The organism is Pedobacter borealis DSM 19626 (assembly GCF_000708285.2).
GTDB classification, from domain to species: Bacteria; Bacteroidota; Bacteroidia; order Sphingobacteriales; family Sphingobacteriaceae; genus Pedobacter; species Pedobacter borealis.
This window is the reverse complement of sequence record NZ_JAUG01000097.1, coordinates 1-21,320: the sequence shown is the minus strand read 5'-3', so window position 1 is coordinate 21,320 and position 21,320 is coordinate 1. Positions and strand designations below refer to the sequence as shown.

General features: G+C 35.9%; 17 protein-coding genes and 5 tRNA genes. 21 read left to right on the top strand and 1 reads right to left on the bottom strand.

Features of this window, described 5'->3' with window-relative positions:
* Nucleotides 1–161 precede the first annotated feature (161 nt).
* Nucleotides 162–1,667, bottom strand: a complete 1,506-nt coding sequence (locus AW17_RS19915) for a glycerophosphodiester phosphodiesterase family protein (RefSeq protein ID WP_029279336.1) — start codon at nt 1,665–1,667, stop codon at nt 162–164.
* 877 nt (nt 1,668–2,544) lie between these two features.
* On the opposite strand from AW17_RS19915, the gene AW17_RS19910 reads away from it, so the two are divergent.
* The 21 genes from AW17_RS19910 to AW17_RS19810 all read left to right on the top strand — a co-directional run bounded on the left by AW17_RS19910 (nt 2,545) and on the right by AW17_RS19810 (nt 21,011).
* A tRNA-Thr gene (locus tag AW17_RS19910) sits at nt 2,545–2,617 on the top strand.
* A gap of 39 nt (nt 2,618–2,656) precedes the next feature.
* Nucleotides 2,657–2,739 (top strand) — tRNA-Tyr (locus AW17_RS19905).
* A gap of 81 nt (nt 2,740–2,820) precedes the next feature.
* Nucleotides 2,821–2,896 (top strand) — tRNA-Gly (locus AW17_RS19900).
* Between the two features lie 79 nt (nt 2,897–2,975).
* Nucleotides 2,976–3,047, top strand: a tRNA-Thr gene (locus AW17_RS19895).
* 125 nt (nt 3,048–3,172) lie between these two features.
* On the top strand, nt 3,173–4,360 hold the full coding sequence (tuf, locus tag AW17_RS19890; protein ID WP_029279334.1) for an elongation factor Tu: 1,188 nt from the start codon (nt 3,173–3,175) through the stop codon (nt 4,358–4,360).
* Nucleotides 4,361–4,442: 82 nt separating this feature from the next.
* Nucleotides 4,443–4,513: transfer RNA gene (locus AW17_RS19885), tRNA-Trp, on the top strand.
* Between the two features lie 109 nt (nt 4,514–4,622).
* Nucleotides 4,623–4,820 carry a preprotein translocase subunit SecE gene (gene secE / locus AW17_RS19880; RefSeq protein WP_029279332.1) on the top strand — a complete coding sequence of 66 codons (198 nt, stop codon included), beginning with the start codon at nt 4,623–4,625 and terminating at the stop codon, nt 4,818–4,820.
* 9 nt (nt 4,821–4,829) lie between these two features.
* Complete coding sequence (gene nusG / locus AW17_RS19875) at nt 4,830–5,369, top strand: transcription termination/antitermination protein NusG (protein ID WP_025143263.1); 540 nt, start codon at nt 4,830–4,832, stop codon at nt 5,367–5,369.
* 159 nt (nt 5,370–5,528) lie between these two features.
* Nucleotides 5,529–6,824 carry a hypothetical protein gene (locus AW17_RS19870; protein ID WP_029279329.1) on the top strand — a complete coding sequence of 432 codons (1,296 nt, stop codon included), beginning with the start codon at nt 5,529–5,531 and terminating at the stop codon, nt 6,822–6,824.
* A gap of 4 nt (nt 6,825–6,828) precedes the next feature.
* The gene (locus tag AW17_RS19865) at nt 6,829–7,182 is read left to right on the top strand and encodes a hypothetical protein (RefSeq protein ID WP_157280374.1); all 354 of its coding nucleotides are present in this window, start codon (nt 6,829–6,831) and stop codon (nt 7,180–7,182) included.
* Between the two features lie 315 nt (nt 7,183–7,497).
* Nucleotides 7,498–7,968, top strand: coding sequence for a hypothetical protein (locus tag AW17_RS19860; protein ID WP_029279326.1), 471 nt, complete (start codon nt 7,498–7,500; stop codon nt 7,966–7,968).
* Nucleotides 7,969–8,164: 196 nt separating this feature from the next.
* Entirely contained in the window at nt 8,165–8,638 is a 474-nt protein-coding gene (locus AW17_RS19855; RefSeq protein ID WP_157280373.1) for a hypothetical protein, read from the top strand.
* A gap of 186 nt (nt 8,639–8,824) precedes the next feature.
* Nucleotides 8,825–9,301 (top strand): hypothetical protein, encoded by a 477-nt coding sequence (locus AW17_RS19850; protein ID WP_029279322.1) that lies wholly within the window; start codon nt 8,825–8,827, stop codon nt 9,299–9,301.
* Between the two features lie 194 nt (nt 9,302–9,495).
* Entirely contained in the window at nt 9,496–9,975 is a 480-nt protein-coding gene (locus AW17_RS19845) for a hypothetical protein (RefSeq protein WP_055726108.1), read from the top strand.
* 213 nt (nt 9,976–10,188) lie between these two features.
* On the top strand, nt 10,189–10,632 hold the full coding sequence (gene rplK / locus AW17_RS19840; protein ID WP_010601094.1) for a 50S ribosomal protein L11: 444 nt from the start codon (nt 10,189–10,191) through the stop codon (nt 10,630–10,632).
* 20 nt (nt 10,633–10,652) lie between these two features.
* The gene (rplA, locus tag AW17_RS19835; protein WP_029279316.1) at nt 10,653–11,351 is read left to right on the top strand and encodes a 50S ribosomal protein L1; all 699 of its coding nucleotides are present in this window, start codon (nt 10,653–10,655) and stop codon (nt 11,349–11,351) included.
* A gap of 2 nt (nt 11,352–11,353) precedes the next feature.
* Complete coding sequence (rplJ, locus tag AW17_RS19830; protein WP_029279314.1) at nt 11,354–11,875, top strand: 50S ribosomal protein L10; 522 nt, start codon at nt 11,354–11,356, stop codon at nt 11,873–11,875.
* Between the two features lie 64 nt (nt 11,876–11,939).
* The gene (gene rplL / locus AW17_RS19825) at nt 11,940–12,317 is read left to right on the top strand and encodes a 50S ribosomal protein L7/L12 (protein WP_029279312.1); all 378 of its coding nucleotides are present in this window, start codon (nt 11,940–11,942) and stop codon (nt 12,315–12,317) included.
* Nucleotides 12,318–12,474: 157 nt separating this feature from the next.
* On the top strand, nt 12,475–16,278 hold the full coding sequence (rpoB, locus tag AW17_RS19820; protein ID WP_029279311.1) for a DNA-directed RNA polymerase subunit beta: 3,804 nt from the start codon (nt 12,475–12,477) through the stop codon (nt 16,276–16,278).
* 88 nt (nt 16,279–16,366) lie between these two features.
* Nucleotides 16,367–20,653, top strand: coding sequence for a DNA-directed RNA polymerase subunit beta' (gene rpoC / locus AW17_RS19815; protein ID WP_029279310.1), 4,287 nt, complete (start codon nt 16,367–16,369; stop codon nt 20,651–20,653).
* Nucleotides 20,654–20,744: 91 nt separating this feature from the next.
* Nucleotides 20,745–21,011 carry a hypothetical protein gene (locus AW17_RS19810; RefSeq protein WP_029279309.1) on the top strand — a complete coding sequence of 89 codons (267 nt, stop codon included), beginning with the start codon at nt 20,745–20,747 and terminating at the stop codon, nt 21,009–21,011.
* Nucleotides 21,012–21,320 lie beyond the last annotated feature (309 nt).

The window sequence follows — 21,320 nt, the reverse complement described above, 5'->3', positions numbered from 1 at the left end:
GCGCTAGTCAGTCCTCAGTCTGGAGTCCAAAGTCGATTAAGCAATCTATCCTAACAATAGAACAACCCAGCAATGAAACATTCCTGTTTTCAATTGGCAACCTGCAGTTTCCAGTTAACCAATTTCAACAATTAACCAGTTAACCTTTTCAACAAACAAAGTTACTTCTGAAATACCCTAACATAATCAACCTTCATTGTTGCGGGAAAAATAGATTCATCTACTCCTTTTTTTCCACCCCAACCACCGCCAACGGCTACATTTAAAATAAGGTGGAAGTTTTGATCGAATGGCCAATCGCCAGATCCTTTTTTGGTATTTTTAAAAGTGAGGTATTTTTGGTTATCAATAAAGAAATCTATTCTATCGGCAAACCATTCTACCGCATAAATATGATATTCGGTATAAGGATTATAAACCTTTAAAGCCTTGCCCACCTGCGTTTTGATTACGTGGTTAAACTTTTCTGTATGTACCGTTCCATGAACGCTATCCGGATCATAACCTACATATTCCATAATATCAATTTCGCCACTCTTTGGCCAGCCGCCGTATTTCCCCTCGGTTGGTAAAGCCCATATTGCAGGCCATAAGCCCCTGCCTTTTGGCAACATGGCGCGAACTTCTACCCTTCCGTATTTAAAATCGAATTTATTTTTCGTTACCAATCTGGCCGAAGTATAATGGTTGTTTTCTTTATCTGCTTTTACTGCAATAATATTCAGACTTCCTTTTTTTACAATTGCATTTGTGCTATCGGCGTCGGTATAATATTGAAGTTCGTTATTGCCCCAACCCTTTCCGCCTACATCGTAACTCCAGTTTTTTGCCAGAGGTAATCCCGCATCGTTAAATTCATCAGCCCATTTCAGTTTCCAACCCGCTGCAACAGGTGTTTTTTTGAGCTCTTCGAAGGTCAATTCTGGCTCGTTAGTGGTGATATAATCAACCTGATGTGCCAAAAGCCATTGAATTTCGGGAACAGTGTTTACCGTCCAGGCATTTACCGTTAAGCCTAACTTGTGGGCATTTTCAATCCACCCATCTTTTTGATAAACACTAAAATGATAGTCAACGCCGGTTAATTTGTCTGCTTTCATTTGTTCAGCACTGATTTCGCCTTTTAAGTAGGCCACTTTTGCTTTTGGCAAGAGCGCTAAAATGCGTTTACAGTAATCGTAGTCAAAACTGATATACTCCGTCCACTCCACTACCTTGAGTTTCTGAACCATTTCAACACATTTATTGGTTACCTCAATTCCACGTTCTTTACTGACTAATGAAGGTTTGATCTCTAAAATCAGTTTGGTTGTTCTTTGCTTCTTACCTTCCAATAAATAAGCCTCAAGCGTTGGAATTTTTTCGCCATTGCTCATCGTTTTGGTCAATAAATCAGCATAATTTACTTTCTCGATAACCAAACCCTGAAACTCGGGATCGTGATTAATGACCAAAACATTGTCTGCGGTCATCCACACATCGAATTCCGATCCATAACAACCCAGCTTTACTGCTTCGTTTAAAGAAGCGATAGAATTTTGAGGAAAATTATTTTTCTTCCATGCTCCACGATGGGCAATTACCTGGTTTTTGTTCCAGTTAAATTTTTGAGCGAAAGAGGCGGTAAAAATGAATAACATTAGTGCAGAAATAAATACTCGTTTCATATTTGGCATGATTATACAAAAAATCAAAAGTAGATTTTTATCAGAGTACTAGTTTAAAATCTATGTAACCTTTGTATTAATAAAACAAGATAGAGATTTTTAAATTAATGTTGTACGTTGTACTAGGCCAATTCAGGGAAATCGCTTTTAACTTTTCTCTGATAATTCTTCCTCTTTCTGCGCATACCTAAGCATTATGTTTGCCACGGAAGCACGAAAACACGGAAAAATTTACTTCTTCTCCCGTGATTTCTGTGTTTCCGTGGCTAATTAATTTTTGCACATGTTTTAAAAGCAATTTTAAGCGAAAGCGAAGCCGCTGATTACTAAAAATTAGCATTATTTTAAGAAAAGGCAGCATGATTAATCATTATGTTGCCTTTTTTATGGACTACTGTGAGGAATTTGCTGTTATTTTTAATTGTTTTTGACTAATTAATAAATGGTATCGAGTGATTTTTTTTAAAAATTAATAAGGATGTAAACGATTTGGTGATGTTACAGGATATAAGAGGTGGTAGCTGGAAAGCGCCAGGACGTGGGGGCAAGCGCAATTAAACTTAAAAACCGATTCATATTCGTTAGAACACCGAAAAAAGTTAAAAAAATAATAGGATTTTAAGCAAAAGCAAAGCGACTGATTATGAAGTACCTATTATTTTAAATCGTCTTAATTGAGTGGGAGGGCTAAAAATTTCGTTATTTTTTTTCAAATTTATTTTGAAGTGAAATATAAGTGTGTATATTTGCATTCCCTTTCGGAAACGGTGTTAGGCCAAGAAGAAAAGGCTTGTTCTTTAAAAAGATAAAAGTTTTAAAAAAACACGTTAATAGTATGAAAAATGAAGATTTTTCGTATCATTGCACAAAATTTAAAGCCTCCTTAGCTCAGCTGGTAGAGCAACTGACTTGTAATCAGTAGGTCATTGGTTCGATTCCGATAGGAGGCTCTTTTTATTTTAAAGTGTTAGCATTTTAAAGTAAAAAATGGGGAGATTCCAGAGCGGCCAAATGGGACAGACTGTAACTCTGTTATCGCAAGATTTCGAAGGTTCGAATCCTTCTCTCCCCACACTTTAAATGAACGACCAAATGTTTTAATGAGAGATTATTTCTATCATTCTATCATTCAATCAATCACTAGTTTTTAAAAGCGGAAGTAGCTCAGTTGGTAGAGCGATAGCCTTCCAAGCTATAGGTCGCGAGTTCGAACCTCGTCTTCCGCTCCAATAAAAATTAGAAAGTGGGCAGTTATTGGTAACAGTTTTTATTTGGTTAAAACTAAAGGCTGGAACTGGAAACTAAAAAGCCGACTTAGCTCAGCGGTAGAGCACTTCCTTGGTAAGGAAGAGGTCATGGGTTCAATTCCCATAGTTGGCTCAGGATAATAAAGCTTTGTTAAATCTGTTTAATATGCAGGGTAGACAAGGTTTTTTGTGTTGCATTGCATCAAAACAATAAATAAAATTAATAAAAAGTTAACCTACTAATTAGTTATAAATAAAATGGCAAAAGAAAAATTTGACCGTAGTAAACCGCACTTAAACATCGGTACAATCGGTCACGTCGATCACGGTAAAACAACTTTAACAGCAGCTATTACAAAAGTTTTAGCTGATGCAGGTTTATCTGAGGCACGTTCATTCGATTCAATTGACTCAGCTCCTGAGGAAAAAGAAAGAGGTATTACAATTAATACTGCGCACGTTGAGTATTCAACTGCAAACCGTCACTACGCACACGTAGATTGTCCAGGTCACGCGGATTATGTTAAAAACATGGTTACAGGTGCGGCTCAAATGGATGGTGCTATTATCGTTGTTGCTGCTACTGATGGTCCAATGCCACAAACTCGTGAGCACATCTTATTGGCTCGTCAGGTTGGTGTACCTTCATTGGTTGTATTCATGAACAAAGTGGATATGGTTGATGATCCTGAATTATTAGAATTAGTAGAAATGGAAGTTCGTGAATTATTATCGTTCTACGATTTCCCTGGTGATGATATTCCTGTTATTCAAGGTTCTGCTTTAGGTGGTTTGAACGGAGATGCTAAATGGGTAGCAAAAATTATGGAATTAATGGATGCTGTTGATAGCTACATTCCAATTCCTCCACGTTTAACTGAGCTTCCATTCTTGATGCCTGTTGAAGATGTATTCTCGATCACTGGTCGTGGTACTGTAGCAACTGGTCGTATCGAGCGTGGTGTAATCAACTCTGGAGATCCAGTTGAAATCTTAGGTATGGGTGCTGAGAACTTAAAATCTACAGTAACTGGTGTTGAGATGTTCCGTAAGATTTTAGATTATGGTGAAGCTGGTGATAACGTAGGTTTATTGTTACGTGGTATTGAGAAAACTGATATCCGTCGTGGTATGGTAATCTGTAAACCAGGTTCAGTAACTCCTCACACTGATTTCAAAGCTGAGATCTATGTATTATCAAAAGCAGAAGGTGGTCGTCACACGCCATTCTTCAACAAATACCGTCCTCAATTCTATTTCCGTACTACAGACGTTACTGGTGAGATTTCACTAGCTGAAGGTACTGAGATGGTAATGCCAGGTGATAACGTTACCATCACTGTAAAGTTGATCAACGCTATCGCAATGGAAAAAGGTCTACGTTTCGCTATCCGTGAAGGTGGTAGAACAGTAGGTGCTGGTCAGGTAACTGAAATTTTAAAATAAAACCCCAAACCCCTTAAGGGGTTTCAGGTAAATAACTGAAAGCAAAGTGTTTGAGCACGCTTAAGCACTTTGCTTTCTAATTACGGGAATAGTTCAACGGTAGAATAGAGGTCTCCAAAACCTTTGATCAGGGTTCGAATCCTTGTTCCCGTGCTCAAAACAATGGTTGAGTAATTGAATGAGTGAATGATTGAATTTGAAAGTTAGCTTTCGAATATTATCATTCACTCATTTAGTCATTCTGTCATTCAATAAATTAAATATGGCTAAAGTAGTTGAGTTTATAAAAGAATCGTACGATGAAATGACCCAGAAGGTTACATGGCCTACCTGGGGTGAACTGCAAAGTTCTGCAATTCTTGTATTAGTGGCTTCTTTAATTATTGCATTGGTTATTTTTGCAATGGATAAAGGATCTACATTTGTGTTAGATACTTTTTATAAATCACTTTCTAATTAATATTTACTAATGAGCGATCTAAAGTGGTACGTTGTAAGGGCTGTTAGCGGTAAGGAAAAGAAAGTAAAACAGTACATTGATGCTGAGATCAGCCGTTTAGGTTTCTCTCATTTGGTTCCTCAGGTTTTAATACCAATGGAAAAATATTACCAAATGAAAGATGGTAAAAAAATTGCCAAAGAGCGTAACTTTTATCCCGGTTATGTTTTAATCGAAGCTACATTAGATGGAGAATTAGAACACATCATTAAAGGAATTAATAGTGTTATTGGTTTCTTGGGTGATAAAGCTGGTAATCCAATCCCAATGCGCCAGGCAGAAGTTAATCGTATTTTAGGTGTGGTTGATGAGATGAGCGAGCAAGGTGAAACGATGAATGTGCCTTATTACGTTGGCGAAGGTATTAAAGTAATGGACGGACCTTTCAATGGTTTCTCAGGTATTATCGAAGAGGTAAACGAAGAGAAGAAAAAACTGAAAGTAATGGTTAAGATTTTTGGGCGTAAAACGCCGCTTGAACTTAACTATATGCAAGTAGAAAAAGAGTAAGAAATTATTTGAGATATTCAGAAGCCCCGATTAATTCGGGGTTTTTTTATGTCTTCATTTTTTTAAATACGTTTTTGTATTATTTATTTGTAGTTTAAATTTTCATCAGTATATTTGTTTATCTCACCTCTCTTTACTTATTAAATCTAAATTAACAAAATGAGGAAAACTTATACTTTTCTTAAGGCTTATATATTGGCTTTAACTTTATTAGTTGTAACAATCATTATTATTCAATCTTGTAATAAACAAAGTGAGCTATTGACGCAAGCAGATGCTATATCTACTGCGAAAAACTGGTTTAATCAACAAAAGATAAAATTATATACGCCAGATTGGTCTTCATCAAAAATCCTTATTATTGATAAGGAAAAATTTATAGTTTTACCTACAACTATTAGCTACAGCAGTAAAGAAATAATTAGTAGCACTTTACTCATTAATGTTTCGGCAGTTCATATTACCGGTTATATAGCAGAGTTTATCAATTCTGTACCTCCAACTGATGAGCCTGGACTTATTAGAGCTTATAAAGCCATGATGAATCGAAATGCTATTGGTTTAGCAGATACTTTTGAAGGTAATGCACTTCTGTTTACTGTGGGGCATGATTTTATTGATGGCTGGCATACATTTAAGGGGAAATTAGTAGGGTGGATTAGTGAAAATCCTAAAACACTTAAAGATAGGCTTAAAATGACTATAGATCATGATGCTACAGAATGTTACCAATATTATTGGGTAGAACGGGATGCATATACTGGAGAGGTATTAGACTCTACTTATCTTTATACTATGTGTGATACCGCTGGTGGGGGTTCAGATGGTGGAACTGGTGGAAGTGGAACTGGTAGTATAAATAATCCTCCTAATAAAGAGATAATTGATAGTGTTAAAAATGCTTGCATAAAAAATGCGCTTACATTAGCATTAGCAAAAAATGCAGTTAATGAAATTAAGACACTTTTTTATAATGCTTTCGGGAGTAGCAAAGATTATAATGTAGTGTTTATAGATGGCTCATTGGCCTCTACGACTAAAGATGCTACTACTAGTACTGTGCCAATTAAAGGTGTAATGACTTCAACTATTACCTTTAATACCGATGTAGCGGGAATAAGATCGGAACAATATGCAGTAGCTACAATTTATCATGAAATGGTGCATACTGAGTTGAGAAAACTCTTTCCTGAATCATCATTAGGTAAAATTTTAGTACCACCTCAACATGATTATATGGCACAAAATTTTGTTGATAAGATAAAAACCTCACTTAAAAGTGTATTTCCTAATTTATCAGATACTGATGCTTGGGCATTGTCATGGGGTGGTTTAAAACAAACCTCATTTTTCGATCTACTTACTGATGCAAATAAAACATTGATAGGTGAAACATTAATGAAGTATAGTGATAAAGACAGATACGATAAACTGGGAACCTATTGTAATAACTAAAATTATGAAAAAAATATTATTTACAATCATTATACATTTATCATTAATGCAGTTGTCTTTTGCACAAATTATTGATGTATCGAAATTAAAACTTGGTATTGATTTTAAAGATACATACATGCATAACCCTTTCATAAAAAAAGCCTTTATCTTTTCTATAAATGTATCGGTTGATAAGTTAGGGAAAATAGACTCTGTTTATTTTTCTAAAACTAAAGATGTGGAACTGAAAGATGCTATGGACTTAAGTGGAATAAGAAAATCAGTTATTACTGAAAAGACATTTTTTAAGGCATACAAAAATAGCATTATTATCATGCCCGTAATGGCCTTAAATCTAAATGACCAATTTTATTAGTAATCAAAGTTCACTATTACAAGAATGGGAGGCTTTATTTCCAAATGAAAATAAATTCAAAAGCAAGTACATAGTATTGTGTAAACAGATAAGTTTCTGGTTTGTAAGAGATGTTAATTGAAAAATCTAGTTTAAAAGCACGCGCCCTAATTTATTAGATACTGATGCTTGGGCATTATCATGGTGGTTTAAAACAAACCTCATTTTTCGATTTACTTAGCGATGCCAATAAAATATTTAATAGGTAGAACAATAATTAAGTTTAGGAAAAAGATAAATATGACAAATTGATATCTTAATGTAATTAAGAAAATGATGAAAAAAATAATAATTATAACCGCTATGGTTTTATTGACTACGCAGTTTTGTTTGGCACAAACTGTTGATGTAACAAAATTAATTGAAATTACCTTTAAAAATTCTTATGTAAATAACCCTTATATGAAAAAAGCATTTATTTTTTCTGTAAGTGTATCGGTAAATAACCTCGGTAAGGTAGATTCTATTTATTTTTCTAAAACTGAGGATGTCGAATTAAAAGATGCTATGGATTTATATAGAATTAGGAAATCAGTAAATGAAGAAAAAGTATTTTTTAGTCATTATAAAAATTGTGTTATTACCATACCTATAATGGCCTTAAATTTAAATGATCAATACATTAGCAATCAACAATCTTTATTGCGAGAATGGGAAACTCTTTTTCCGAATGTAAATAAGTTTAAAAATAGATGTGTTATATTATGTAAGCCAATAAGCATTTGGTTTGTAACTGATGTAGATTAGAAAGCCTCACTTAAAAGTGTATTTCCTAATTTATCAGATACAGATGCTTGGGCATTATCATGGGGTGGTTTAAAACAAACTTCTTTTTTCGATTTATTGAGTGATGCCAATAAAACTATGATAGGGGAAACATTAATGAAATATAGTGACAAGGATAGATATGATAAACTAGGAACCTACTGTAATAACTAAAATTATGAAAAAATTATTATTTATAATCGTAATGTGTCTATCGTTAGTGCACTTTTCCTGCGCACAAATGCTTGATATATCGAAATTGGGATTACCAATAAGTGTTACAGACGAGTATCTGAATAATTTAATACCAAGAAAAGCCTTTATATATTCTATCAACATTGCCGTGAATAAATTGGGCAATATTGATTCTATTTATTTTTCCAAAACCGAGAATATAGACTTGGGAAAGGCAATAAACCTTGAAAAAATAAAAGCCACTATCATGTCAAAGACTATTTTTTTTAAAAGGTATAAAAATTGTGTTATTGTAGTTCCTGTAATGATAATTAATTTAAATGACCAATTTATTAGTTTTCAAAATGAATTATTAAGGGAATGGAGCACACTATTTCCTGATATACAGAAGTTTAAAAACAGACGAATTGTGTTATGCAAACCAATTAATAGGTCTTATATAATAGATTATGATTAATCAATATACTTTTATTACTTAGTTCTGTTTATGTAGTTTAAAAAAAAAATATTTTTTTGATCTTTTAAGCGATGCAAATAAAACTTTAATAGGCGAAACATTAATGAAATATAGTGATAAAGATTGATATGATAAATTGGGTAGCTATTGTAACTAATTCTATAATTGGTTTAAACTAAAATAATTATGAAAAAGATATTATTAGCTGGCTTACTATTATCAATAACTCAAATTTGTTATGCGCAGATCATCGATTTATCAAAACAGAATTTGAAACTCGGTATTGGTTTCAAAGATGCCTATATGGATAACCCTTTTATAAAAAAAGCATTTATATTTTCTATAAGTGTATCTGTTAATAAATTAGGAAAGATAGACTCCATTTATTTTTCTAAAACCGAAGATGTAGAATTAGGAAATGCCATGGATATAAATCAAATAAGAAAATCCGTTATTGCTGAAAAAATATTTTTTAGCAATTACAAAAACTATGTGGTTGTTATACCCGTTATGGGCTTAAATCTAAATGATCAATATATTAGCAATCAACAATCTTTATTGCGTGAATGGGGAGGGCTATTTCCGAATGTAAATAAATTCAAAAATAAGCGTGTTATATTATGTAAGCCTATAAGCTTCTGGTTTGTAACGGATGTTGATTGAAAAAAATCTCTTAAAAGCGTATTACTAACATGTAAAGGGGCTGATGCTTGGGCTCTTAGTTGGGGAGGTTTAGAAGGAACTAATCTTTACACAAGTAAACTAACTCAAGTACAAAGAGATGCAATAAATGAGGTGAATGGAAAATATACGAATAAGTCTACATCTCCTAAACAGGGAACATATTGTAGTTAACTATGAAATACCTATTATTTATTTTTGTTATGCTATGGAGTAACATAGCATTTGGACAAAAAACACCTAAATTGCCAGAGTTCATAAGCCATTTGGTTGTGAAGGGTACAAAAGTGGATGCCTATGATCGCACCAAAAAGAATTTTGCACATTTCTTCGCAATAGCAATTTCCTTTGACGCAGAAGGTAAAATTGATACCTTATATTTCTCAAGTAAATTGAATCCCGAAACGAAAAAAATATATGAGCTTGATAATTCTTTGTTAAAGAGAATTAGAATGCACAATTTTAATTTTAAAGAATATTCCTCAAAGATTGTACTTTTTTCTTGTTACTGTTACAGAATAACTGATCGTTCCATAGATTATGAAACTGGTTTTTTAAACAGTGTTGCGAATTTAATTCCTGAGGCAGTCCATGGAAGGTCTTTAATTTTATTGAAGCCGATAGTCGATGCCAGCTTACCCAGGGAGATTAATTAGTGTTTTGATTAATAAATTATAGAAAAATTTATTGATAATTATTTAATTTCTGTTTTAAAGAGGAATAGTTAATATATTTCTCTTCATCTATTGCAGTAATGCAAGATTATCCATATCTTTGCAGTCCTTTAAGCTTTATAGGAGCTCTAAGGAATTAAATGTTACATGCTTCCAATATTTAACATTGAGTTTTAAATAAACAAAAAACACAAAATGGCAAAAGAAGTCAGTGCAATGATCAAATTACAGATCAAAGGCGGAGCGGCAAATCCATCGCCACCAGTAGGACCTGCATTAGGTGCTAAAGGGGTGAATATTATGGAGTTTTGCAAACAGTACAACGCTCGTACCCAAGATAAAGCAGGTAAAGTATTGCCAGTTGTAATTACTGTTTATGCTGATAAGTCATTCGATTTCATCATCAAAACCCCTCCTGTAGCTATTCAGTTAAAAGATGCTACTAAATTACAGAGTGGTTCTGCTGAGCCTAACCGTAAAAAAGTTGGATCGGTGACCTGGGACCAGATTAAAGTTATTGCTGAAGATAAAATGCCTGATTTAAATGCATTTACAATCGAATCTGCAATGAGTATGGTTGCTGGTACAGCACGCAGTATGGGAATCACCGTTTCTGGTGACGCACCCTGGAACAATTAATTAAAAAACAGTTTACAACAGTGGCGAAATTAACTAAAAATCAAAAAAAGGCACACGCTAAAATAGAAGCTGGTAAAGCTTATACTTTACAGGCTGCTGCTGCTTTGGTAAAAGAAATCACTACCACTAAATTCGATGCATCAGTTGATATTGATGTATCTTTAGGTGTAGATCCGCGTAAAGCGAATCAAATGGTACGTGGTATTGCTACTTTACCACACGGTACAGGTAAAACTGTACGTGTTTTAGCTTTAGTAACTCCTGATAAGGAAGAAGAAGCGAAAGCAGCTGGCGCAGACTTCGTAGGTTTAGACGAATATGTGGCTAAAATTGAAGGTGGTTGGACCGATGTAGACATTATTATCACAACACCAGCTTGTATGGCAAAAGTAGGTAAATTAGGACGCGTTTTAGGTCCAAGGAACTTAATGCCAAATCCAAAATCTGGTACAGTAACTAACGAAGTTGGTAAAGCTGTAACAGAGGTTAAAGCAGGTAAGATTGATTTTAAAGTAGACAAAAGCGGTATTATACACGCTTCAATAGGGAAAGTATCATTCCCAGCAGATAAAATTTATGAGAATGCACTTGAAATCATTCAGGTAATTTCAAAATTAAAGCCATCTGCTGCTAAAGGAACTTATTTTAAAAGCATTCACGTGTCTTCTACAATGAGTCCTGGAATTGCAATTGAAACAAAATCAGTAGCGGGGATTTAATCATGAACAGAGAAGAAAAAAACGAAGTAGTTTTAGAACTACAAGGACAAATGCAAGAGTATGGCAATTTCTATATTGCTGATACTTCTAGCCTTTCTGTTGAGCAGATTAACAACATCCGCCGCAAATGTTTCGAAGGTGATATCATCATGAAAGTTGCTAAAAACTCTTTAATCCGCAAAGCGATTGAAGGTTTAGATGGCGATGCTTCTGAGATATACGAAGCCCTTAAAGGTTCATCATCATTATTATTCTCAAAAACAGCAAACGCTCCGGCTAAGTTGATTAAAGCTTTGAGAAGAACATCTGATAAACCATTGCTTAAAGCAGCATTTATAGATTCATCAGTATACGTTGGCGATGACCAATTGAATAACTTAGTAAGCTTAAAATCGAGAGAAGAGCTTATTGGCGATATCATTGGCTTATTACAATCACCAGCTAAGAATGTTATATCTGCGCTTAAATCAAGCGGAGGCAAAATTGCAGGAATTGTTAAAACTCTACAAGAAAGAGAAGGTTAACGAACACCTTAAGTTCGCAATTAAACAAAATTATTTTTACGTAAATTTTTAAAATCTTAATAAAATGGCAGATTTAAAATCGTTTGCTGAGCAATTAGTAAACTTAACAGTTAAAGAAGTTAACGAATTAGCTCAAATCTTAAAAGACGAGTATGGTATCGAGCCTGCAGCTGCTGCTGTAGTTGCTGGTCCTGCTGCTGGTGGTGATGCACCTGCTGCTGCTGCAGAAAAAACATCATTTGATGTTATCTTAAAAGAAGCTGGTGGCGCTAAATTAGCAGTTGTGAAACTTGTTAAAGACTTAACTGGCCTTGGTTTGAAAGAAGCAAAAGACTTAGTTGACGGAGCACCAAAAGAATTAAAAGCTGGTGTTACTAAAGACGAAGCAGAAGCTCTTAAAAAACAATTAGAAGAAGCTGGAGCAGTAGTTGAGATTAAGTAATCACTTAACTTAGCTAAGCTAAAAATGTATTAGACACCGACTGAAAATGTCGGTGTCTTTACCTGTTTATAAACATCTCATTTTGTTTGGTTAATGAGAATGCTTAAAACTGAAACCAAACAAATAGTTTATTCTTAAACTAAAATCTTTTAGTCCATTGGCAAAGACAGTCGAACAAAGAGTAAATTTTGCAACTAGTAAGCACATTATAGACTATCCGGATTTTCTGGATGTGCAATTGCAATCATTCAGAGAATTTTTCCAGATAGATACCACATCAGACGATCGCTCTAGCGAAGGTTTGTTTAAAGTGTTTGCTGAAAACTTTCCAATAACAGATTCAAGAAATATCTTCGTATTGGAGTTTCTTGATTATTTTGTTGATCCGCCACGTTACGATATACACGAGTGTATTGAGCGTGGATTAACCTACAATGTTCCGTTAAAAGCAAAGCTGAAGCTTTCTTGTAATGATGTAGAACATGAAGATTTTGAAACCATTATCCAGGATGTGTACTTAGGTACAATCCCGTATATGACACCAAAAGGTACGTTTGTTATCAACGGTGCAGAACGTGTTATCGTTTCGCAATTACACCGTTCTCCAGGAGTGTTCTTCGGTCAAAGCCGTCACACAAATGGAACCAAATTGTATTCTGCGCGTGTAATTCCTTTCAAAGGTTCATGGATCGAGTTCGCTACAGACGTTAATAACGTAATGTATGCTTATATCGATCGTAAGAAAAAATTCCCGGTTACCACTTTATTACGTGCTATCGGTTACGATTCTGATAAAGATATCTTAGAACTTTTTGATCTTGCTGACGAAGTAAAAGTTAGTAAATCTGGTTTGAAGAAATACATCGGTCGTAAACTGGCAGCAAGGGTATTGAAAAAATGGGTTGAAGATTTTGTAGATGAAGATACTGGCGAGGTAGTTTCTATCGACCGTAATGAAGTGATTCTTGAAAGAGAAACCGTTTTAGAAGACGAACACATTGATATGGTTATCGAAGCTGGCGTAAAAAGCATCATCTTGTCTAAAGAAGATGGCGCAAGTCAGGCTGATTATACCATTATATATAATACATTACAGAAAGATACATCAAATTCAGAAAAAGAAGCTGTAGAAAACATCTATCGTGCTTTGCGTAACGCAGAACCACCTGATGAGGAAACAGCCCGTGGTATCATTGATCGTTTATTCTTTTCAGATAAACGTTACGATTTAGGAGATGTTGGTCGTTACCGCATCAACCGTAAATTAAAAATGAATACCCCTGATGAGGTTAAAGTATTAACAAAAGCAGATATTATTGCAATTGTGAAATACCTGATCAAATTGATCAACTCAAAAGAAGAGGTAGATGATATCGATCACTTGTCTAACCGTCGTGTACGTACGGTAGGTGAGCAATTGTACGCACAATTTGGTGTTGGTTTAGCCCGTATGGCCAGAACAATCCGTGAGCGTATGAACATTCGCGATAATGAGGTGTTTACACCAACTGATTTGATTAACGCCCGTACGTTATCATCGGTTATCAACTCTTTCTTTGGTACTAACCAGTTATCTCAGTTCATGGATCAAACGAATCCATTGGCAGAGATCACACACAAACGCCGTTTATCGGCTTTAGGTCCAGGTGGTTTATCACGTGAGCGTGCCGGTTTCGAGGTACGTGACGTTCACTATACGCACTATGGTCGTTTATGTACTATTGAAACTCCAGAGGGGCCAAATATTGGTTTGATTTCATCACTTTGTGTGCATGCAAAAATCAATAATTTAGGTTTCATTGAAACACCGTACAAACGTGTTGAAGATGGTAAAGTAGTTGTAGATTCAGACGTTATTTATTTATCTGCTGAGGATGAAGATGGTAAAACCATTGCTCAGGCCAATGCAGAGTATGATGATAAAGGTAACTTTACCACACCACGTGTTAAAGCGCGTTATGAGGGTGACTTCCCGATTATTGAGCCTGAGAAATTAGACTTAATGGACGTTGCACCTAACCAGATTACTTCAATCGCTGCTTCGTTAATTCCGTTCTTAGAACATGATGATGCGAACAGGGCTTTGATGGGATCGAACATGCAACGCCAGGCCGTACCATTGTTACGTCCTGAAGCACCAATTGTAGGTACAGGTTTAGAAGGTCGCGTTGCACGTGACTCAAGAACTTTGATCAACGCAGAAGGTGACGGTGTTGTAGAGTATGTTGATGCTAACGAAATCACGATTAAATATGAGCGTAACGAAGATGATCGTTTAGTTTCATTTGAAGGTGATAGCAAAACTTACCGTTTAATTAAATTCAAAAAAACCAACCAGAATACTTGTATCAACTTAAAACCAATCGTTAAGAAAGGTCAGAAAGTTACTAAAGGACAAGTACTTTGCGAAGGTTATGCAACTGAAAATGGTGAATTAGCATTGGGTAGAAACCTGAAAGTGGCATTCATGCCTTGGCAAGGTTTCAACTTTGAGGATGCAATTGTAATCAACGAGCGTATTGTTCGTGATGACGTTTTCACTTCATTGCATATTGAAGAGTTTGAATTAGAAGTACGTGATACTAAACGTGGAGAAGAGGAATTAACACCAGATATCCCGAACGTTTCTGAAGAGGCTACTAAAGACCTTGATGAAAACGGTATTATCCGTATTGGTGCTGATGTAAAAGAAGGTGATATTTTAATTGGTAAGATTACGCCAAAAGGAGAATCTGATCCTTCGCCGGAAGAGAAATTACTACGTGCAATTTTTGGTGATAAAGCAGGTGATGTTAAAGATGCGTCTTTAAAAACTCCTCCTTCGATTCAAGGTGTGGTAATTGATACCAAATTATTCAGCCGTGCTAAGAAAACTACAAAAGCTGAGGAAAAATCGGCAATTGAGAAATTAGACAAAGGATATAACAATATCACTGAGAAATTAAAAGCAGAATTAGTTGACAAATTATTCACCATCGTAAATGGAAAAACATCTCAGGGTGTATTTAACATTTACAAAGAATTATTAGTTGCTAAAGGCGCTAAATTTACTCAGAAAATTTTAGCTGAGCTTGATTATAATCACATTAGCCCTAACAAATGGACTACTGATGATGATAAAAACGAGATGATTAAAATGTTGCTTCACAACTACGGTATCCGTGTTAACGAAGAACTTGGTGCTTACAAACGCGATAAATTCGCGATCAGTGTAGGTGATGAGCTTCCTTCAGGAATCGTACAGATGGCAAAAGTTTATGTAGCTAAAAAACGTAAATTAAAAGTAGGTGATAAAATGGCGGGTCGCCACGGTAACAAAGGTATTGTTGCACGTATTGTACGTGATGAAGATATGCCTTTCTTAGCTGATGGTACTCCGGTTGATATTGTGTTGAACCCACTGGGTGTACCTTCACGTATGAACCTTGGTCAGATCTACGAAACCGTATTGGCATGGGCCGGTAAAGAATTGGGTGTTAAATTTGCAACTCCGATTTTTGATGGCGCTACGCACGATGAGGTGGAAGAATGGATCGCTAAAGCAGGAGTTCCTGCTTCAGGAAAAACCTACTTATACAATGGTTTAACAGGTGAGCGTTTCGATCAGACTACAACTGTAGGTATTATCTACATGTTGAAATTAGGTCACATGGTTGATGATAAGATGCACGCCCGTTCAATCGGACCATACTCATTAATTACACAACAACCATTGGGTGGTAAAGCCCAGTTCGGTGGTCAGCGTTTTGGTGAGATGGAGGTTTGGGCATTAGAGGCCTTCGGTGCAGCTAATATTCTTCAGGAGATCTTAACCGTTAAATCGGATGATGTAATCGGAAGAGCCAAAACTTACGAAGCCATTGTTAAAGGTGAGAACCTACCAACACCAGGTGTACCAGAATCGTTCAACGTATTGGTACATGAGTTACGCGGATTAGGTTTAGATATTACATTAGATTAAATAAGGTAGAAGGTTTAAGGTATAAGGTGAAAGGTTTTAACCCCTGCGCCCTAAACCTTAAACCCTACGCCTTTAACCTTACATAAGTATGTCTTACAAAAAGGATAATAAATTAAAAAGCAATTTCACATCAATCACGATTAGCTTATCGTCTCCAGAAATTATTTTGGAACGATCAAGCGGTGAGGTGTTGAAACCAGAAACCATTAACTACCGTACTTACAAACCTGAGCGTGATGGTTTGTTCTGTGAGCGTATTTTTGGTCCGGTAAAAGATTACGAATGTCATTGCGGTAAATACAAACGTATCCGTTATAAAGGTATTGTTTGCGATCGTTGTGGTGTTGAAGTAACGGAGAAAAAAGTACGTCGTGAGCGTATGGGACACATTGCTTTAGTGGTTCCTGTTGCGCACATCTGGTACTTCCGCTCTTTACCAAACAAAATCGGTTATTTATTAGGTTTACCTACTAAAAAATTAGATTTAATTATCTATTACGAGCGTTACGTAGTTATTCAATCAGGCTTAATGGCTGAAGAAGGTATCAACTATATGGACTTCTTAACGGAAGAAGAATATTTAGATATTTTAGATAAGTTACCTAAAGAAAATCAATACTTAGACGATAAAGATCCTAATAAATTCATCGCCAAAATGGGTGCTGAAGCATTAGAAGATTTATTAAAACGTATTGATTTAGATACTTTATCTTATGATTTACGTCACCAGGCAGCTAACGAAACTTCTCAGCAACGTAAAAATGAGGCTTTAAAACGTCTTCAGGTTGTTGAAGCTTTCCGTGGAGCTAATACACGTATCGAGAATCGCCCTGAGTGGATGATTGTTAAAATCGTTCCGGTTATTCCACCAGAATTACGTCCATTAGTGCCATTAGAAGGTGGCCGTTTCGCTACTTCCGATTTAAATGATTTATACCGCCGTGTAATTATCCGTAACAACCGTTTAAAACGTTTGATCGAGATTAAAGCACCAGAGGTAATTTTACGTAACGAGAAACGTATGTTGCAGGAAGCTGTAGATTCGTTATTCGATAACTCACGTAAAGTAAACGCAGTAAAAACTGAAGGTAACCGTGCTTTGAAATCACTTTCAGATATCCTGAAAGGTAAACAAGGTCGTTTCCGTCAGAATTTATTAGGTAAACGTGTGGATTATTCAGCTCGTTCGGTAATTGTTGTAGGGCCTAGCCTTAAATTGCACGAGTGCGGTATTCCGAAAGATATGGCTGCTGAGCTTTACAAACCATTCATTATTCGTAAGATGATTGAGCGTGGTGTAGTAAAAACAGTTAAATCTGCTAAGAAAATCGTTGATAGAAAAGATCCATTAGTTTGGGATATTTTAGAAAATGTATTAAAAGGTCACCCGGTATTATTAAACCGTGCACCTACGCTACACAGACTAGGTATTCAGGCTTTCCAGCCAAAATTAATTGAAGGAAAAGCAATCCAGTTACACCCACTAGTTTGTACTGCGTTCAACGCCGATTTTGATGGTGACCAGATGGCTGTCCACTTACCTTTAGGTAATGCAGCAATTTTGGAAGCCCAAGTATTAATGTTGGCCGCACACAATATCTTAAACCCTGCAAACGGTACGCCAATTACAGTACCATCACAGGATATGGTTTTGGGTCTTTATTATATTACTAAAGGCCGTAGAACAGATGAAACCAGAGTTGTAAAAGGACAGGATTCGAATTTCTATTCTCCGGAAGAAGTTATTATTGCTTATAACGAGAAAGAATTAGACTTGCATGCGTTTATCAAAGTAAGGGTAAATGTTAAACAAGGCGATGGTTCTATCGTTAATAAATTAACTGAAACCACTGTAGGTAGAGTATTGTTCAACCAAATGGTTCCTGAAGAAGTTGGTTATATCAATGAATTATTAACCAAAAAATCTTTAAGAGATATTATTGGTGAAGTAGTGAAAATGACTGGTATGGCCCGTGCTTCTCAATTCTTAGATGATATCAAAGAATTAGGATTCCGTATGGCATTCCAGGGAGGTTTATCGTTCAACTTACAAGACGTAAACATTCCGGTAGAAAAACATACTTTATTAGAACAGGCAGCAGCTGAAGTTGAAGAGGTAAGAAACAACTATAACATGGGTTTCATTACCAACAACGAACGTTACAACCAGATTATCGATATCTGGACCCGTATCAACAACAGGTTAACTACATTCGTTATGACTCAGTTATCATCAGATAACCAAGGTTTTAACTCGGTTTACATGATGCTTGATTCAGGTGCACGTGGATCTAAAGAGCAGATTCGTCAGCTTTGCGGAATGCGTGGTTTGATGGCGAAACCTCAAAAATCAGGTTCAGGTGGCGATATCATCGAAAACCCGATCTTATCAAACTTTAAAGAAGGTTTATCGGTATTAGAGTACTTTATCTCTACTCACGGTGCACGTAAAGGTTTGGCGGATACGGCATTAAAAACGGCGGATGCGGGTTACTTAACCCGTCGTTTACATGATGTGGCGCAGGATATGATTGTTAACGATAACGATTGTGGTACTTTAAGAGGTATGTATACTACCGCTTTAAAAGATCAGGAAGATATCGTTGAGCCATTATACGACAGGATTTTAGGCCGTACTTCACTACACGATGTGTACAATCCATTGGATAACACTTTATTGGTAGGTGCTGGAGAAGATATTAACGAAGATGTAGCTAAATTGATCGAAGAATCTCCACTAGAAGGTATCGAGATCCGTTCAGTATTAACTTGCGAATCTAAACGTGGTGTTTGTGCATTATGTTATGGCCGTAACTTAGCGTCTGGTAAACGTGTTCAAAGAGGTGAGGCAGTTGGTGTAATTGCAGCACAGTCAATCGGTGAGCCGGGTACACAGTTAACACTTCGTACTTTCCACGTGGGTGGTACTGCATCAAACATTGCTGCAGAATCTAACATCGTAGCTAAGTTTGATGGTGTAATCGAATTCGAAAATATCCGTACTGTTGATACACAAACAGAAGAAGGAACAGTTCAGGTGGTATTAGGCCGTTCAGGTGAGTTCAAAATTGTTGAGCCAGGAACCGGACGTATCATTGTAACCAACAACATTCCTTACGGTGCATTCTTGTTCGTAAAAGAAGGTGATAAACTTTCTAAAGGTGATAAAATCTGTTCGTGGGATCCGTACAACGCGGTTATTCTATCAGAATTTGCCGGTAAAGCACAATTTGACGCCATTATTGAAGGTGTAACCTTCCGTGAAGAATCAGATGAGCAAACTGGTCACCGTGAAAAAGTAATTATCGATACACGTGATAAAACTAAAAACCCTTCAGTTCAGATCGTTGATAAGAAGGGTGAATTCATTAAAGGTTATAACATTCCGGTAGGTGCCCACGTTTCAGTTGATGAAGGTGAAACCATCCAAACTGGTCAGATTATCGCTAAGATTCCTCGTGCAACTGGTAAAACCCGAGATATTACAGGTGGTTTACCTCGTGTAACGGAATTATTTGAAGCGCGTAACCCATCTAACCCAGCTGTAGTAACTGAGATTGATGGTGTGGTAACTTTAGGTGGCGTTAAACGTGGTAACCGTGAAATTACAATCGAATCGAAAGATGGTGAAGTTAAAAAATACTTGGTTCCATTGTCAAAACACATCCTTGTTCAGGATAACGACTTTGTAAAAGCAGGTATGCCTTTATCAGATGGTTCAATTTCTCCTGCCGATATCTTATCAATTAAAGGCCCTGCAGCGGTTCAAGAATACCTGGTAAATGGTATTCAAGAGGTTTACCGTTTACAAGGTGTGAAAATTAACGATAAGCACTTCGAGGTAATTGTTCACCAGATGATGCAAAAAGTTCACATTGAAGATCCAGGGGATACTATTTTCTTAGAAAACAATGCTGTTGACCGTTGGGATTTTGCCGACGAGAACGATGCGATGTACGACAAGAAAGTGGTTGAAGATGCAGGTGATTCTACAGATTTCAAACCAGGTCAGATTGTTTCATTACGTAGATTAAGAGACGAAAATTCTCAATTGAAACGTAAAGATTTAAAACAGATCACGGTTAGAGATGCAAGACCAGCAACTGCAAGTTCTATCTTACAAGGTATTACACGTGCATCATTAGGTACTAAATCGTTCATTTCTGCGGCTTCGTTCCAGGAAACTACGAAAGTATTAAATGAGGCAGCTATTGCAGGTAAACGCGATAATATGTTAGGCTTGAAAGAAAACGTGATCGTTGGTCACTTAATCCCTTCAGGTACTGGTGTACGTGGTTACGAAAGAATCATCGTTGGTTCACAAGAAGAATACGATAAATTATTAGCTTCGAAACAAGAAGAAGTAGAAGCTTAGATTTTAATCTTATAGTAATTTTAAGCCCCGGCATTTTGTTGGGGCTTTTTTGTATGGCATAGATTTTGTATTTTTATGTAAATTTATAACCATGAGTGTTACAGAAATTCAACTTTTCCAAATTCTAAAGGCTAAACTCGGAGAGCAAGAGGCTGAGCAATTGGTTTCTTTTGTTAAAGAAGAAGTAAGAACTGAATTAGATAATAAAAAGGAAATTTTAGCAACAAAGGAGGATATAGCTAATACAAAAGAAGCATTGGCTAATACTAAGGCCGATATTATAAAATGGATGTTTATTTTTTGGATTGGCCAAATTGCAGTTACCGTTGGCATTATTTTGATGTTTATAAAAAAATAAAGAATTAACTGCTATTCAGTTTTCTCAGATTTTTAGTGAAAGGGTTGTTTATCCCTTATTTTACCTATCTATTTTGTTACAGCCCATCAAACGTTTGTGTACAGGCCCTTCTTAATCACTTAATCTTATTCTAATAACTTGAGTTCGATTATTAAATCTCATTTTGTGGCGTTTTAATCAAGTTTTCTGTTAAGACGGTCGTCACCCTGAATTTATTTCAGGGTCTTTCACGCTAAAAAGATGCTGAAATAAATTCAGCAGGACGATAAAGCGGGATTAGGCGTAAATAAGATATAATTTTCAGCAAAT

Coding starts and splice junctions, on each gene's coding strand:
- AW17_RS19870 (WP_029279329.1), top strand. CDS start 5,529: ATGAGGAAAACTTATACTTTTCTTAAGGCTTATATATTGGCTTTAACT.
- rplK (WP_010601094.1), top strand. CDS start 10,189: ATGGCAAAAGAAGTCAGTGCAATGATCAAATTACAGATCAAAGGCGGA.
- rpoC (WP_029279310.1), top strand. CDS start 16,367: ATGTCTTACAAAAAGGATAATAAATTAAAAAGCAATTTCACATCAATC.
- tuf (WP_029279334.1), top strand. CDS start 3,173: ATGGCAAAAGAAAAATTTGACCGTAGTAAACCGCACTTAAACATCGGT.
- secE (WP_029279332.1), top strand. CDS start 4,623: ATGGCTAAAGTAGTTGAGTTTATAAAAGAATCGTACGATGAAATGACC.
- rplL (WP_029279312.1), top strand. CDS start 11,940: ATGGCAGATTTAAAATCGTTTGCTGAGCAATTAGTAAACTTAACAGTT.
- AW17_RS19810 (WP_029279309.1), top strand. CDS start 20,745: ATGAGTGTTACAGAAATTCAACTTTTCCAAATTCTAAAGGCTAAACTC.
- AW17_RS19915 (WP_029279336.1), bottom strand. CDS start 1,667: ATGAAACGAGTATTTATTTCTGCACTAATGTTATTCATTTTTACCGCC.
- rplJ (WP_029279314.1), top strand. CDS start 11,354: ATGAACAGAGAAGAAAAAAACGAAGTAGTTTTAGAACTACAAGGACAA.
- AW17_RS19855 (WP_157280373.1), top strand. CDS start 8,165: ATGAAAAAATTATTATTTATAATCGTAATGTGTCTATCGTTAGTGCAC.
- AW17_RS19865 (WP_157280374.1), top strand. CDS start 6,829: ATGAAAAAAATATTATTTACAATCATTATACATTTATCATTAATGCAG.
- AW17_RS19845 (WP_055726108.1), top strand. CDS start 9,496: ATGAAATACCTATTATTTATTTTTGTTATGCTATGGAGTAACATAGCA.
- AW17_RS19860 (WP_029279326.1), top strand. CDS start 7,498: ATGAAAAAAATAATAATTATAACCGCTATGGTTTTATTGACTACGCAG.
- AW17_RS19850 (WP_029279322.1), top strand. CDS start 8,825: ATGAAAAAGATATTATTAGCTGGCTTACTATTATCAATAACTCAAATT.
- nusG (WP_025143263.1), top strand. CDS start 4,830: ATGAGCGATCTAAAGTGGTACGTTGTAAGGGCTGTTAGCGGTAAGGAA.